A 13,245-nucleotide genomic window follows, 5' to 3' on the forward strand; every position below is an offset into this window, starting at 1 on the left:
TATAAATATCGATATAATAATAAAATAAAAATCCATATCCTGCAACCATAAAGAAAGTGGAAAACAAAAAATTTGATTACAATTCTTTGTTTATCCCTTCCAACACTTTTTTGATATTTTCCTCATCCCTTTTATAATAAGTAAATTGCCCAATACGCTTTGCTTTTATCAATCCGGCGTTCTGCAGCATGGACAAGTAAAGGGACACCGTGGATTGCGACAATCCCACTTTTTTGTGGATGTCGCTCACGCAAACCCCGTCTTCATGAATATCCCCGCTTTGCGGTTTGGGAAAATGAATCTCCGGATCTTTTAACCACTGCAAGATCAGCATTCTCGTTTCATTAGACAAGGCTTTAAATACTTCCAAAAGTTCCATGGCTTCCTCCAGATACATAAAATTTAAACGTATTATTCATATGACTCCAGTTTTCCACTGCATTTAAAGCGAAATCCTGCTGCGTTGTCTGAGTTTTTGAATGCTGAAAAACCGGATGGACTCCGATGGATTGGAGAAATCCCGTTATACTCATTCTAACACTACATCCTGACCGAGTGGAATACCATGATTGAAGATTCTATCTTTAAAAAAACAAAAAACCCTTGATATTTCAAGGATATTTTGTTTTATTTATGAAGTTGCTGAAGGATACGTAATATGATTCAAGGCTTCAAGACGAATTTAATGCTTTCGTCCATATGGTTGTAAAACGTGTTGTACGCGTTGTGCGCTTGATCCAGCGGCACTTTATGCGTGACGATCTCCGACGGATCGAACTCGCCGGCTGTAATTTTTTGAAACAGCATCGGCATGTAATGAATCACGGGGGCCTGTCCCATGGTGAGCTTCACGTTTCGTTCCCAAAGGTTTCCGAACATGAACTGGTTATATTTAGAACCGTATACTCCCGTAATCTGAATCGTGCCGAATTTTCTCACCGCGTTCATTGCGATGTTGAGCGGGCTGAGCGTTCCGCCGACCAGCTTGGCCTTCTGCTCTTCCTCCTCCAATGGCGTCTTCTTGCCGTCCATGCCTACGCAATCGATGACGACATCCGCCCCACCGCTCGTGATTTCTTTGATATGCAGCCCCGTGTCATTGAACTGTTCGAAGTTAAAAATCTCGACGTTGTTTATTTTTTTGGCATAGTTCAGCCGGTATGGGAGATTGTCGACCGCGATGACCCGTTTGGCCCCTTTCATCCAGGCAAATTTTTGCGCCATCAAGCCGACGGGGCCGCAGCCGAGCACTACGACCGTATCCCCCTGCTTCACGCCGCCGTTGTCCACGCTCCAATAGGCTGTCGGCAGCACGTCGGATAGGAACAGCAGCTTCTCATCCTCCAATTCGCATGATTCCGGAATGACGAACGGCATGAAATTGCCATAGGGCACGTAAAGCAATTCGGCTTGTCCGCCCCAATAATTCCCGTAACGTTCGGTGAATCCGAAATAGGCTCCCGTATCCACTTGAGGATTGGGGTTGGAATTGTCGCATTGGCTCTCCATTTCATGCTGGCAGTAAAAACAGCTGCCGCACGAGATATTGAACGGCAGCACGACCCGATCGCCTTTCTTGACCCTTGTCACATCAGGGCCTACTTCTTCGACGACGCCCATCGGTTCATGTCCGACCACGTATCCGGGTTGGGCCTGAATCGCCCCCTGGTAAATATGGAGATCGGAACCGCATATGGCAGTCGAGGTGATCCGGACGATGATCCCGTCTTTTTTCTGAATTGTCGGATCGGCAACCTGTTTCACCTGCATATTCTTTACGCCTTCATAAGTTACAGCCTTCATCGTCGCCCTCCTGTTTATGACATCCTTTGTTTTGCACACTGTTGCACACTGCACATATCTTGCACCCGGAGAAGACGGATTATACGCTGCAGGGTAACGGAACGCAATGACAACAAAGGATAACTGTCGACACGGTATTTGCATTTGATATAATAAAATATAAGTAATGGTGAGATGGTCAGAACATACAATCCGGGATCATTCTCTGTTTATACCGGGAGACCGGCCAGTGCTCCCACTCATTCTTATTATTTAACGGCTAACGTTATGGAGGTATGGACTTGAATGAAAAAAATCCGCGCTTGATCCAATCGGTTAAGCGAGCCCTTGATATTATTAATTGTTTCGATTCTTTAAACGTTCAATTATCCCTGAGCGAAATCAGTGAAAAGCTTCATTTGAATATCAGCACGGTTTATGGCATCATTAACACCCTTTGCGCCTATTCCTACATTGATAAAAATCCCAACAACGGCAAATATAAATTGGGGCTGGAATTTCTGCTCAAGGCGAATCTGGTTTCGGAAAGCCTTGATCTTAAAGAAATCGGATATCCCTACTTGACCGAATTGACCAAAAAATATCATGAAACGACCCACCTGTATGTTTATCAGAATAAGCAAATTTTCTGTGTGGGCAAGGTAGAATCGCCAAGCAATTACTTTATTATCAGCTCAAGAGCCGGCAGCAAGCTTCCGATGCATGCTTCGGCGTCGGGCAAAGTCTTTCTCGCGAACATGTCCAGTGAAGAACTGGAGGAGTTTTTGGATAAATACAAGTTCACCAAGCTGACTGACAATACCATTACGAATAAGAAGCAGCTAATGAAATGCTTGCAGGAAATCAGGAATCAAGGGTACAGTATTGAAAACGAGGAAATTGAGGAAGGCGCATACAGTATAGCCGCCCCCATCAAAAATTCGACGGGACAGGTTGTCGGCACGATCAGTATTGTCGGTTCCTTAACCCGTATGAAGGAGAACGAAAAAAATATCCGAACTGATCTGCTGAAGGCGGCTTGCTCCATCTCCAGCCAGTTCGGATACCATCAGAAACTTGAATCTTAATTATTCTGCTCTACAGCCAGTTGAAGAAGCGTGTGGTACAGCACCTCGGCACCCGCACGGCAGTCCTCGGGGGAGCTCCATTCCTGCGGGGAATGGCTGATGCCGTCCCGGGAACGTACGAATATCATGCCGATGGGACATAATCCGCCGAATTGCATGCCGTCGTGACCGGCTCCGCTGACAAGTGTCAGCACAGGCAGCCCGGCCCGCTTGCACCCCTCTTCAATGATGGCCCTGATACCGGGAGAGCACGGCGAAGGCGCAACCCTTTGCAGCGTGCTGATCCGAAGCTCGATCCCGGACGCCTGGCAGACCTCATGGGCAAAGGTATGGATAGCTTGTTCGAGCCGGTCCCGCACGGCAAGATCGATATCTCTCAAATCCAGCGTAAACTCCACCTGCTGGGGAATGACATTAATGCCGCCGGGAATAACGCGCGCTTTTCCGACCGTAGCTACGGCATTTGTGTATTTCTTTGTTTCCTGATAAATATATCCCATTATTTCGGCGGCCGCCTGCATCGGGTCCCTTCTTGCATTCATTGGCGTTGCCCCGGCATGGCCGGCTTCGCCGGTCAAAGTAAACTGCTGCCACAGCGGCCCGGCAATCCCCGATACGACGCCGACGGGTAAGCCTCTGCTTTCCAGAATCTTACCCTGTTCAATATGAAGCTCAACATAAGCCTTGACCTGCTCGGGGCTCCTCGCAGCTTCGGCAATTCGGGCGGGGTCCAGGCCCGCCTCCTGCATCGCTTGTCGAATGGTAATCTGCCGCTCATCGGCATGCTCTAAATGCTCTGCCTGAAGCGTTCCGGCCAAGGCCCGGCTCCCGATCATGCCAAAGCCGAATCTGGCGCCCTCTTCATCGGTAAAGGCAATGACCTCTATCGGATGGGTGGTCGTGATTCCCCGCTCGTTCATTTGCTGCAAGACTTCAATCGACGCCAGGACGCCAAGCGCTCCGTCAAACTTTCCTCCATCGGGAACCGTATCGATATGCGAACCGGTCAAAACAACGGGAGCCAGCGGATCGCGTCCTTCCTTGCGCCCGATGACATTGCCGGCGGCATCCTCACGTACATCCAGGCCGGCTTCCTTCATATAAGCGATCACCTGATTTTTGGCCTGTCTTTCCGCCTCGGTAAACGAAAACCTTGTCACCCCTCCGCTGTGAGTCTGTCCGCCAATCGCGCTTAGTTCCATCAGCCTTGCCCACAATCGATCGCGAGTCATCCCATGTCATCCTTTCTTCGTATGGTTATGCTCCTCTTCTTTCTGCTTGCCGTCAACCTGATTGTCTTTCATTTGAAAACGGAAATGACAATGCCCTTCCTTTAGAAGATATTTATCGTGTTCCACTTCAAAGTTCGGGTTATACCCTTTGGCTATGGCCGGATCAATCATTTGACAATAAAGGATGCCGTATTCCTCCATGCCGTCCGCCTTCCATTGGTCGCCAAAAGCGCATCTCGTAAAGTTCTGTTCAATCTCCAACGGATGATAGTGTGTCTCATACTCGAATAAATCGCTGCGTCCCATGTCATAATGAGGCAGATAATTATGAATGTCATTCGGCTTTCCGTTCGCAGCCGCCCGGCGGGCGATATCCCGGCCGCGCTCTTCTCCGAAAGCGCGCACCCCTTCACGAACAGCCTCCTTGCCTTCTTCGCCAAAACGGTCGACCACCGCCTTCGAGACATGGGCGAACAGCTTGGCCATTATTGTATATGGGGATACAGGTTCAAGACTTTCATCCTGTTTGCGTTGATCCTTTTCTTTACTCATCGTTGCAGCACCTCATTTAAATTATTATAGAAATTGGGTATAAAAGATAGGGATCAGAGAACGAGATTTGTTCAAATTATCGCTCATTCATTCCTAGATAAACGGATTTAATCATATGATGATCCTTCAATTGATCCGAACTGCCTTCCAAGACGATGTTTCCCGTTTCCATTACATATCCTCTGTCGGCCAGCGCCAGCGCCATTTTGGTATTCTGCTCAACGAGCAGCACCGACACGCCGTTCCGGTTAATCCTACGGATGGCCCGGAATATTTCCCGAACCAGCAAGGGAGCCAGGCCCATGGAAGGCTCGTCAAGCAGCAGCAGCCGCGGTCTGGCCATCAGCGCACGGGCAATCGAAAGCATCTGCTGTTCTCCGCCGCTCATCGTGCCGGCAAGCTGCTTCTTTCGTTCCGCAAGCCGTGGAAACAGCTGAAAAACCTCCGCCATATCCGCTTTAATTTCTTTGCTTCCTCTTCTGATATATGCCCCGATGCTCAAATTTTCCATTACCGTAAGATCGGCAAAAATCCCTCTTCCCTCAGGAACATGAGATATTCCCGCCTTCACGATAAGGTGCGGCTCCAGACGGGTAATGTCGGTGCCTGCAAACAAAATCCGTCCGCTTCCCGCTCGGACGATGCCCGAGATGCAGCGCAGAACGGATGTTTTCCCCGCTCCGTTAGCCCCGATCAGAGCGACAATTTCCCCTTCACGGACTTCCAGATCCAATTGTTTTACAGCTTGAACATGACCGTGGTTGACCGTTAGCTGCTGAATTTTCAATAATGCGTTATTCCCCGTCAAAGTCATCATCCTCCCCGCCCAAATAGGCGCTGATTACCTTGGGATTTTGTTGTATTTCCTCCGGGGGGCCCTCGGCGATTTTATGCCCGTGATCGAGCACGACGATTTTATCCGCAATATTCATAATAAGACCCATATCATGCTCGATCAGCACCATATCCAGGTTGAAATTTCGGGAGAGGTAGCCTATCTTGTCCGCCAGCTGCTTTTTCTCCGGCCCATTCATACCGGCGGCCGGCTCGTCAAGCAGCAGCACCTTGCAGCCTGTAGCCATGGCGCGCGCAATTTCCAATAGTCTCTGCTCCCCGTAGGGCAAATTGCCGGCCCATTCGTCCAGCTTGCGATGAAGCCCCACCACCTCAAGCAGATCGATACACTCCCGGGCTATGGCGTCGCGCCGGCGTCTTCCCTTGCCGAACAGAAACAGGGAGCCCAGAATGCTTTCCGAATTGCAATCCGGATGAGCCACCAGCACATTTTCCAGCACGGTCATGTTTTTGATCAGCCGGGTGTTCTGAAAGGTGCGTGCGATTCCCAATCGAGCCCGGTCAAACGGCTCCAGCTTCGTAATATTTTGACCCATGTAATGTATCGTACCTGACGTAGGCTTATAAACTCCCGTCAGCAGATTGAAAAGTGTCGTTTTCCCCGCCCCGTTCGGACCGATCAGCGCAACAATCTCACCGCTGTTCACACTAAGGTCGATTTCGTTGAGTGCTACCAAACCGCCGAACTTAACGGATACTTTTTCGAGACTTAGCAATTTGGCCATGTGGCTGATCACCTTTCTGCGAACTGTAGAAATTGATTGTACGGTGCTTCTCGCCCCAGAAACCCGAAGGCTTGAAAATCATCATGAGAACAATGGCCAGGCCAAGCAGCATCATCCTGTAGTCATCGACATAACGAAGCAGCTCCGGCGCCAGCACCAGAATGACCGCGCCCAGAATCGATCCGGGAATGCTTGCAGCGCCGCCCAGAATAACCATAGCCAAAATATTCACCGAATCCAGGTAACGGAATGTATCCGGACTGATAAAGGTAATATACGAGGCCCAGAACGCGCCGGCCGCGCCGGCACAAAATCCGCCCAGCGTAAAGGCAAGCAGCTTGTATTTCACGGGTCTGATCCCGATGGATTTCGCCAAAGTCTCATCTTCGCGAATCGTCAGCAGATTGAGTCCGATTCCCGAATGAACCACTCGATGAATCACATAGATTGTGATCATGAGCATGACTAAAATAAGATAATAATAATCGGTTTTATCGGTGAACGAGTAACCGAACAAACGGGGGGCGGGAATTCCTGGAATCCCCATCGGTCCCCTGGTCACTTCGACCCAGTTTACAAATATCAGACGGACAATTTCGCCGAATCCAAGGGTTACTATCGCGAGATAGTCTCCTCTGAGACGGATGACCGGCAATCCGAGCAGAAAGCCGAACAGTCCGGCTATGATCGCTGCGGCAGGAAGCGCCAACCAGAACGAAAGCTGAAAGTGAATCATTAACAGCGCCGCTGAATAAGCGCCGATCCCATAGAATGCGGCATGTCCAAGCGCGAATTGCCCGGCATAACCGATAATCACGTTGAGACTGAGTGAAAGTATGCTAAAAATACCGATCGCGATCGCAATATGAACGAAATAACTGTTTATCTGTTCCAGCAATAAAGGCAGAATAATAAGAAGCGCGGTGACGATGATTTTCCGGTAATTTAATTTGCTCAAGCCATTCACCTACACCTTATTAATTTCTTTCTTTCCAAGGATTCCCGTAGGTCTGATCAGAAGTACAATGATCAGGATGGAAAATGAAATGACGCTCTGGTACGGGGTCGAAATATAAGCGCCGCCCAAATTTTCAATCACCCCAAACAGAATGCCCCCCAGCATCGCCCCGGGAATGCTGCCGATTCCTCCAAGCACCGCAGCGGTGAATGCATTGATTCCTGCCATATATCCCATCGTTGGATAGACCGCATTATAATAAATGCCCACCATGATTCCCGCACATGCAGCAAGCGCGGAACCGATGGCAAAGGCCAGTGTAATCATCCGATTCGTATTGATTCCCATCAGAGAAGCATGGGGAATGCTCATGGACGTGGCCCGCATGGCCGTTCCGGTCTTCGTCTTGGTGACGAACAGGTGCAGGCCTATCATCAAAATCAAAGATAATACAAGAATTAAAATCTGAATTTGAGAAAAGATAATATGGCCTACCGTATACGTTTTGCTGCCGAATGTCGTGGGAAAAGGATGGGTTCCCGTACCCCAGAGCTTCTGCGCCAGACTGATCAGGAAGGTGGAAACCCCGAGTGCGCTGATCAGCGGCACAATGCGATCCGACAAGCGGAGCGGACGATAGGCAACCCGCTCGATGATCATGCCTATTACCGCCGTCGACGCCGCGGAAATCACAAAAGTAGGAAGTAACGGCATGTTCAGCTGATCTATCAAAAAAAGCCCCAAAAAGCTGCCGAACATGTAGATATCGCCATGAGCGAAATTCACGATTTTCAGTATGCCATAAACCATCGTATATCCAAGCGCAATCAGCGCATAAATCATTCCAATCGTCAGCCCGTTTACCAGTTGCTGAAGGAGCATGCTAACATCCCTTCCATGCGTTGGAGCAGGAAATATGTCTCAATTCCTGCTCCAAACGTGTTTATATCTTATTGATAAAGCACGAAATGTCCATTTTTAATCGTCAATTTCTCAGGTATGGTCTGGACATCGCCGTTTTCGTCAAACGTCAGTACTCCCGTCGTACCCGGGAAGTCTTTCAGCGTATCCAGATACGTTTTAATGCTCTCCCTGTCAGGGCCGCCTTGCTTAATGGCTTCAATGACTACGGAAGTGGCGTCAAAGGCATATGCGGCATACGTATCCGGCCGGTTGCCGTAAGCGTCCTGATAAGCTTTGTCGAACTTCGTTGCCTGTTCATTATTGCCGCCCGGATAGAAAAATCCGATGAGCTTGAAATTCTCTACTGCCGCCCCACCCAAGTCGAGCAGCGCCTCGGAGTACAAGCTGTCTACACCGATATAGTCTACGGACAGGTTGAGTTTTTGCGCCTGCGAGGCAATCAGGGCCGCTTCGTTATAAAAACCGCCGATAAAAATCGCGTCCGGCTTTTTCTCCTTGATTTTGGTAAGAATCGTGCTGAACTCTTTGGCCCCCGGAAGATAGGACTCGGCCGCAACGATTTCAATACCGTTCTCCCGCGCCGATTTCTGATAAACATCCAGCAGCCCCAAGCCAAAGTCGGACTGCTCATAGATGAGCGCTACCTTTTGGTATCCCAGTTCCTTCGACCATTTTGCCAAAAAGGATGCCTGGAAAGCGTCAGTCGTGATCACACGGAATGTGTAATCTCCCGCATTCGTTACGCCGGGAGCGCTCGAAGACGGCGAAATTTCCACGATTTTGTTCTGGTTGTAAACCGGCGCTGCAGCTAGCGTCGCCGAACTGTTAAAATGCCCTACGACTGCCAAAATGTCTTTATTTGATGAAAATTTGTTGGCCACGTTTACTGCTTCACTAGGATCGCCCTTGTCATCTTCGATCACAATCTTCACTTGCTTTCCGTCGATTCCGCCGGCCTCGTTAATTTGCTTGGCAGCCAGCTCGGCCCCGTTCTTAAACGCCTCCCCGTACTGCGCTTGCGTGCCGGAAATCGGAGCCGAGAGGCCGATTTGAATCGTTCCGCCCGCATTGGCACCCCCATCCTTGGCTGCGCAGCCCGCCGTAAAAACCATCATTGTTGCTAAAGCAGCGGTAATGAAAAAACGTCTCTTCATCCCAATGTCCTCCCAAACATGAATTATTCCTATAAGGTTAGTAGTATTTTCATTATAATTCGTTTTGCTGAAAAATCAACACATTTTTTAATATTATCAAAATCATTTTGATATTGTCAAAGTCAGTTCAAAAATACGCAAAACATAAGAAGCGCCGGTGATGGTTATTCATCTCCTGACTTCCGCTTGTCTTGTGGAAGCGGCAGTATACGAACGGAACAGTTTCCTTCGTTGGCACCTGCCAGGAGATCTCCGTTTTCCGGGGTTCCGTCTTTAAAGCAAGTACGCGAGGCCCTCTTGATTCCGGTCGGTACCATACAAAAAAACTCAGAGCTGGTTTTACTCAGCTCTGAGTATATTGTCAGGCAAAATAGCTTTGTTCATGCGTGTTCCGCCCGCTGCCGGATGGACTTCCGTTTTTTTTCAAAAGACGATAAGCGCTTGCACACATCCTTTATCTCCACATGTTCGTACATCGGCCGCACTCCACACAGGCATACAAGTCAAGCAACTGATCCTTGGTAAAGTGTTCAATCTTGCCCGCCCCGAATTCCTCTGCGGTTTCATCGGAAAAATCCAGCTTACACGGCCTGCCGGGAGGGCCCGTGCCCGATAATACGATATCGAAGGGCACGAACAGCAAATGGGCGCGCTTCGACTGCGGCACATAGAGCAGAAAAGCAAGCAGAATCAGGAGATGCAGCCACCAGCAAACGTAAACCAGCCAATAGGCCGCTTGCCGGCCTGTCCCCGCCGACAAAAGCGACAGCAGCGAGGAAATCGGACTGAACCCCCGATGGCGGCTTTCCCAGCCATACCTTGTCGAACGCCAGTGTAAACAAAATGCTTGCCATTAAAAGAAAAATAAACCAATACAAAACCGTAGTCTTTGTTCCCCTGCTTCAACCGGGGCAGCTTTTCGCCAAACCGTCTGTACGCCGCATACCCAACCGATAGTATGATCATCTACCGCCTGCATCCTGCGCCGCATAACGCATCAGGCCTCCCGGATTACGGGATTTCTCAACGCTTCAAAGCCGTCGATCCGGCATTCCGCCACATCCCCTTCCCGGATCGCGACCGAGCCGGGAGTGCCGGTCATGATGACATCGCCCGGCAGCAGCGTCATCATCTTGGAGAAATAAGATACGATAAACCATGGAGAATAGATCATATTCGCAATGGTATTGCGGTGCAAGACCTGTCCATTAAGCCCGGTTTCCACCGCCAGCTTCTCCAGCCCGGGCAGCTCATCGGGCGTGATCAGGAAAGGTCCGAAGCTGAAAAACGTATCGAAGTATTTTGACCTGCCGAGAAAACGGGGATTCCGGGCATGAATATCCTGGGCTGTCATATCGAGTGTTGTCGTAAACCCTGCCGTAACGAAAGGCGCTTCGGCCTCCCCGATGTTTTTGCACGTTTTCCCGATGACGATGCCAAGCTCCGCTTCAGCGGTGACCCGCTCCGACTGGCCGGGAAGCACGATCGCTTCGCCGGCTCCGATCAAGCTCGTATCCGGCTTGATAAAGCAAATCGGCTCTTGCTCCGGAGGCGTGGCGTTCAATTCCTCCGCTTTCGCGATATAATTCATTCCGATACCGCAGATTTTACGCGGAAACCGGTAAAGCGGAGCATACTCGTCATACCTGCAGGACCGGGGCTCCCACCGGCTTAACAACTCGCGGCCCTCCCGATCGTACCAGCGCTTCAGATCGCTAAACTGACCGCGCCGCAGCAATTCATGCAATTCCGTACTCCATTCCGTGGACAGCGCGCGATTGATTGTGCGAAGCAGGACCGGTCCGGAATCGGCTACGATTGCCGCTTCTTCGACGGCACCTGTTTTTAACGAAACGAGCTTCACCGCTTCACCGCTTCCTCTGAGCTTTTCTTGACCTCGGATATTTCGAACGCGCATAATTCCGCCAGCGCCTGGGCTAATATATCGGTGATCCTCTCCTGAATGATCCGGCCTTTCTCCGCCGTTGCCTTCGTAGCGTCGCCGCAAATGCCGCTTGCGGAAATATCGGCCATTTTCCAGGCAAATCGAATTTTCCCTTCCAGCGTCAGGAACTCCAGGCAGGACAAATCGGGAAATTCCCTGACAGCAAACTGGTCCTGAACCCAGTTCGGTTTGATCGCCTTCACGATGGATGTTTCGTAATCGCCGCCATGAATGCCGTATTCCAGCTCTTCGGGTGAAATCAAACCCTCCGCGCCTCCCAGACTCCCGGGCGACAAATAAAATACGGTCATGCCGAACTTAATCCTGATTTCCCGGATGGCGACATTCAGCAAATCCACATTTCCGCCGTGCGTATTGAACAAAAGCAGCTTGCGGAACCCGCTGGCATTCAGGCTTTCGGCAATATCCATAATAACGCCCTGAAGCGTTGAGGCCGACAAGGAAATCGTGCCGGGAAGGCCGAAATGTTCGTTGCTTTTCCCGTAGGATACCGGGGGAAGCAGCCAAACCGCCGTTTCCTCGTTCAATTTCTCCAACGCCCGGGTCAATGTCGCTTCCCCGATCAGCGTATCCGTCATGACCGGCAAATGGGGTCCGTGCTGCTCCACAGCCCCGACCGGCAAAATGACCAGCGCCTGCTCTTTCGGCAGCTCCTTCACCTGCTTGCTCGTCAACCGCGGCAAAAACCGTTCTTCCCACGCCGCACCTTCATATCTCGTAAACATAAGGCATTCTTCCTTCATAATGGATTTTGTCAAAGGATCGCAGCCGTTTCCGGAAAAGCCTTCAATAACTTCTCATGAATCCATCTCAGCAGTTTCCGGTCCTGCCGGTACCCGGCAATGACAGACAATCCTATCGGCAAACCTTCAGCTCCTGCAATCGGAATCGTCACCTGAGGCATGCCGGTCAATCCCGCCACACAGGACAGCTGCATGACGCGCGAACGCGTTCGCTCGATTTCTGTTCCTGCCAATCCCCGTTTGGGAGCTGGGCCGGGAGCTGTCGGTATGACCAGCAGCCCGTCGCTGCCCAGCAGCGTATCCATATATTCGCAAATTCGCTGCCGCACCGTCTTTTTGTTTTCAAATTCGGCTTTTCCGAGCGAGCTTGCCCAAGCAAAACGCTCGGCAATGTCCGGGCCAAACACCGGCTTTTCCCTCTGAATCCATTCGCCATGTGCGCGCCAGATTTCGTAGCCTTGAATGGTCCGGAACGTGTTCACCCACTCGTCAAGCCCCTGCGGCGCAATATCGATCCATGCGCTTTTGCCGGTCAACTGCTGAAAATAAGGCAACCATTTCATTAGAATCATCCGGCAATCTTCCTGAACAATATCCCATGCGTCCGTGCCGAAATGAACCTGCCGAAATTCACCCGATTCCGCTTCTGCGCTTTCGATTAACGCGCTTCCGACATCCCATAGCGTTTTGGAATCTCTGGCCATCCAGCCGACCGTATCAAAGCTTTGGGCCAAAGGAATAACCCCTTCGACCGGAACCAGACCGTGTGTGGGCCGGATTCCATAAATGCCGCAGTAAGCGGAAGGAATGCGGACCGAACCGCCCGTATCGGTTCCCAGCGCAAAATCGGCCAGTCCGGCGGATACGGCTACTGCCGAGCCGCTCGACGAGCCGCCGGGAATCCGATCGGGATCTTTGGGATTCACCGGTGTGCCGTAATGGAAATTTTCCCCATTCAGACTGAACATCAGCTCATCCGTCTGGGTCGTTCCCCTCAGCCTGGCCCCTTGTTTCAACAAAAGCTCGATGGCGGCCGCATGTTTCAAAGCCGGCTTATGCGTCCGAAACCAATCCGGATTACCAGCCGTATTCGTGTTTCCTTTCACTTCAAAGACATCTTTCACAGAAAATGTCAAACCCTGCAATCGTCCTTCCCCAACCGGTTCGATCGTCAAATCTTCCCGAACGTAAGCGTTCCATTCGCGGTGCATCGGCTTTCCTCCATTCGTCCACATTTGACCGTACTTCCGACGATCCGCTTCTTTC

The 13,245-nt window shown here is 50.6% G+C and carries 14 protein-coding genes; 1 reads left to right on the forward strand and 13 read right to left on the reverse strand.

Annotated elements, in window-relative coordinates:
- Positions 1–76 precede the first annotated feature (76 nt).
- On the reverse strand, positions 77–379 hold the full coding sequence (locus IJ22_RS10515; RefSeq protein WP_062410945.1) for an ArsR/SmtB family transcription factor: 303 nt from the start codon (positions 377–379) through the stop codon (positions 77–79).
- A gap of 284 nt (positions 380–663) precedes the next feature.
- Positions 664–1,803, reverse strand: a complete 1,140-nt coding sequence (locus tag IJ22_RS10520; protein ID WP_062408777.1) for a zinc-dependent alcohol dehydrogenase — start codon at positions 1,801–1,803, stop codon at positions 664–666.
- A 275-nt stretch (positions 1,804–2,078) separates the two neighbouring features.
- Here IJ22_RS10520 and IJ22_RS10525 point away from each other — a divergent pair, with 275 nt between their 5' ends.
- Positions 2,079–2,870, forward strand: coding sequence for an IclR family transcriptional regulator (locus IJ22_RS10525; RefSeq protein WP_082660769.1), 792 nt, complete (start codon positions 2,079–2,081; stop codon positions 2,868–2,870).
- Here IJ22_RS10525 and IJ22_RS10530 read toward each other — a convergent pair.
- From IJ22_RS10530 to IJ22_RS10580, 11 genes are all read right to left on the reverse strand, one after another.
- Positions 2,867–4,102, reverse strand: coding sequence for a Zn-dependent hydrolase (locus tag IJ22_RS10530; protein ID WP_062408779.1), 1,236 nt, complete (start codon positions 4,100–4,102; stop codon positions 2,867–2,869). The two genes, IJ22_RS10525 and IJ22_RS10530, sit on opposite strands and share 4 nt — an antisense overlap.
- A gap of 6 nt (positions 4,103–4,108) precedes the next feature.
- Entirely contained in the window at positions 4,109–4,654 is a 546-nt protein-coding gene (locus tag IJ22_RS10535; protein WP_054817849.1) for an L-2-amino-thiazoline-4-carboxylic acid hydrolase, read from the reverse strand.
- 76 nt (positions 4,655–4,730) lie between these two features.
- Positions 4,731–5,462, reverse strand: coding sequence for an ABC transporter ATP-binding protein (locus tag IJ22_RS10540; protein ID WP_373864957.1), 732 nt, complete (start codon positions 5,460–5,462; stop codon positions 4,731–4,733).
- Positions 5,449–6,234 (reverse strand): ABC transporter ATP-binding protein, encoded by a 786-nt coding sequence (locus tag IJ22_RS10545; RefSeq protein ID WP_062408780.1) that lies wholly within the window; start codon positions 6,232–6,234, stop codon positions 5,449–5,451. The genes IJ22_RS10540 and IJ22_RS10545 overlap by 14 nt, the downstream gene beginning before the upstream one ends.
- Positions 6,197–7,192 carry a branched-chain amino acid ABC transporter permease gene (locus IJ22_RS10550; protein ID WP_062408781.1) on the reverse strand — a complete coding sequence of 332 codons (996 nt, stop codon included), beginning with the start codon at positions 7,190–7,192 and terminating at the stop codon, positions 6,197–6,199. The genes IJ22_RS10545 and IJ22_RS10550 overlap by 38 nt, the downstream gene beginning before the upstream one ends.
- A gap of 9 nt (positions 7,193–7,201) precedes the next feature.
- On the reverse strand, positions 7,202–8,074 hold the full coding sequence (locus tag IJ22_RS10555; RefSeq protein WP_062408782.1) for a branched-chain amino acid ABC transporter permease: 873 nt from the start codon (positions 8,072–8,074) through the stop codon (positions 7,202–7,204).
- A 68-nt stretch (positions 8,075–8,142) separates the two neighbouring features.
- A complete protein-coding gene (locus IJ22_RS10560) occupies positions 8,143–9,270 on the reverse strand; it encodes an ABC transporter substrate-binding protein (protein ID WP_062408783.1) in 1,128 nt (375 codons plus the stop codon).
- A gap of 454 nt (positions 9,271–9,724) precedes the next feature.
- The gene (locus tag IJ22_RS10565; RefSeq protein ID WP_062408784.1) at positions 9,725–10,030 is read right to left on the reverse strand and encodes a hypothetical protein; all 306 of its coding nucleotides are present in this window, start codon (positions 10,028–10,030) and stop codon (positions 9,725–9,727) included.
- Between the two features lie 237 nt (positions 10,031–10,267).
- Positions 10,268–11,188: a fumarylacetoacetate hydrolase family protein gene (locus IJ22_RS10570; protein ID WP_235594304.1), complete on the reverse strand. Its 921-nt coding sequence runs from the start codon at positions 11,186–11,188 to the stop codon at positions 10,268–10,270.
- A complete protein-coding gene (locus IJ22_RS10575) occupies positions 11,131–11,961 on the reverse strand; it encodes a creatininase family protein (RefSeq protein WP_062408786.1) in 831 nt (276 codons plus the stop codon). Before IJ22_RS10575 ends, IJ22_RS10570 begins: the two co-directional genes overlap by 58 nt.
- Positions 11,962–11,990: 29 nt before the next feature.
- On the reverse strand, positions 11,991–13,190 hold the full coding sequence (locus IJ22_RS10580; protein WP_062408787.1) for an amidase: 1,200 nt from the start codon (positions 13,188–13,190) through the stop codon (positions 11,991–11,993).
- Positions 13,191–13,245: the final 55 nt, after the last annotated feature.

Source organism: Paenibacillus naphthalenovorans, from assembly GCF_001465255.1.
GTDB classification, from domain to species: domain Bacteria; phylum Bacillota; class Bacilli; order Paenibacillales; family NBRC-103111; genus Paenibacillus_G; species Paenibacillus_G naphthalenovorans.

Bases quoted from the DNA above. Each gene is read 5' to 3' on its own strand.
- IJ22_RS10515 (WP_062410945.1), bottom strand. From the start codon at position 379: ATGGAACTTTTGGAAGTATTTAAAGCCTTGTCTAATGAAACGAGAATG.
- IJ22_RS10520 (WP_062408777.1), bottom strand. From the start codon at position 1,803: ATGAAGGCTGTAACTTATGAAGGCGTAAAGAATATGCAGGTGAAACAG.
- IJ22_RS10525 (WP_082660769.1), top strand. From the start codon at position 2,079: ATGGACTTGAATGAAAAAAATCCGCGCTTGATCCAATCGGTTAAGCGA.
- IJ22_RS10530 (WP_062408779.1), bottom strand. From the start codon at position 4,102: ATGACTCGCGATCGATTGTGGGCAAGGCTGATGGAACTAAGCGCGATT.
- IJ22_RS10535 (WP_054817849.1), bottom strand. From the start codon at position 4,654: ATGAGTAAAGAAAAGGATCAACGCAAACAGGATGAAAGTCTTGAACCT.
- IJ22_RS10545 (WP_062408780.1), bottom strand. From the start codon at position 6,234: ATGGCCAAATTGCTAAGTCTCGAAAAAGTATCCGTTAAGTTCGGCGGT.
- IJ22_RS10555 (WP_062408782.1), bottom strand. From the start codon at position 8,074: ATGCTCCTTCAGCAACTGGTAAACGGGCTGACGATTGGAATGATTTAT.
- IJ22_RS10560 (WP_062408783.1), bottom strand. From the start codon at position 9,270: ATGAAGAGACGTTTTTTCATTACCGCTGCTTTAGCAACAATGATGGTT.
- IJ22_RS10570 (WP_235594304.1), bottom strand. From the start codon at position 11,188: ATGCGCGTTCGAAATATCCGAGGTCAAGAAAAGCTCAGAGGAAGCGGT.
- IJ22_RS10575 (WP_062408786.1), bottom strand. From the start codon at position 11,961: ATGTTTACGAGATATGAAGGTGCGGCGTGGGAAGAACGGTTTTTGCCG.
- IJ22_RS10580 (WP_062408787.1), bottom strand. From the start codon at position 13,190: ATGCACCGCGAATGGAACGCTTACGTTCGGGAAGATTTGACGATCGAA.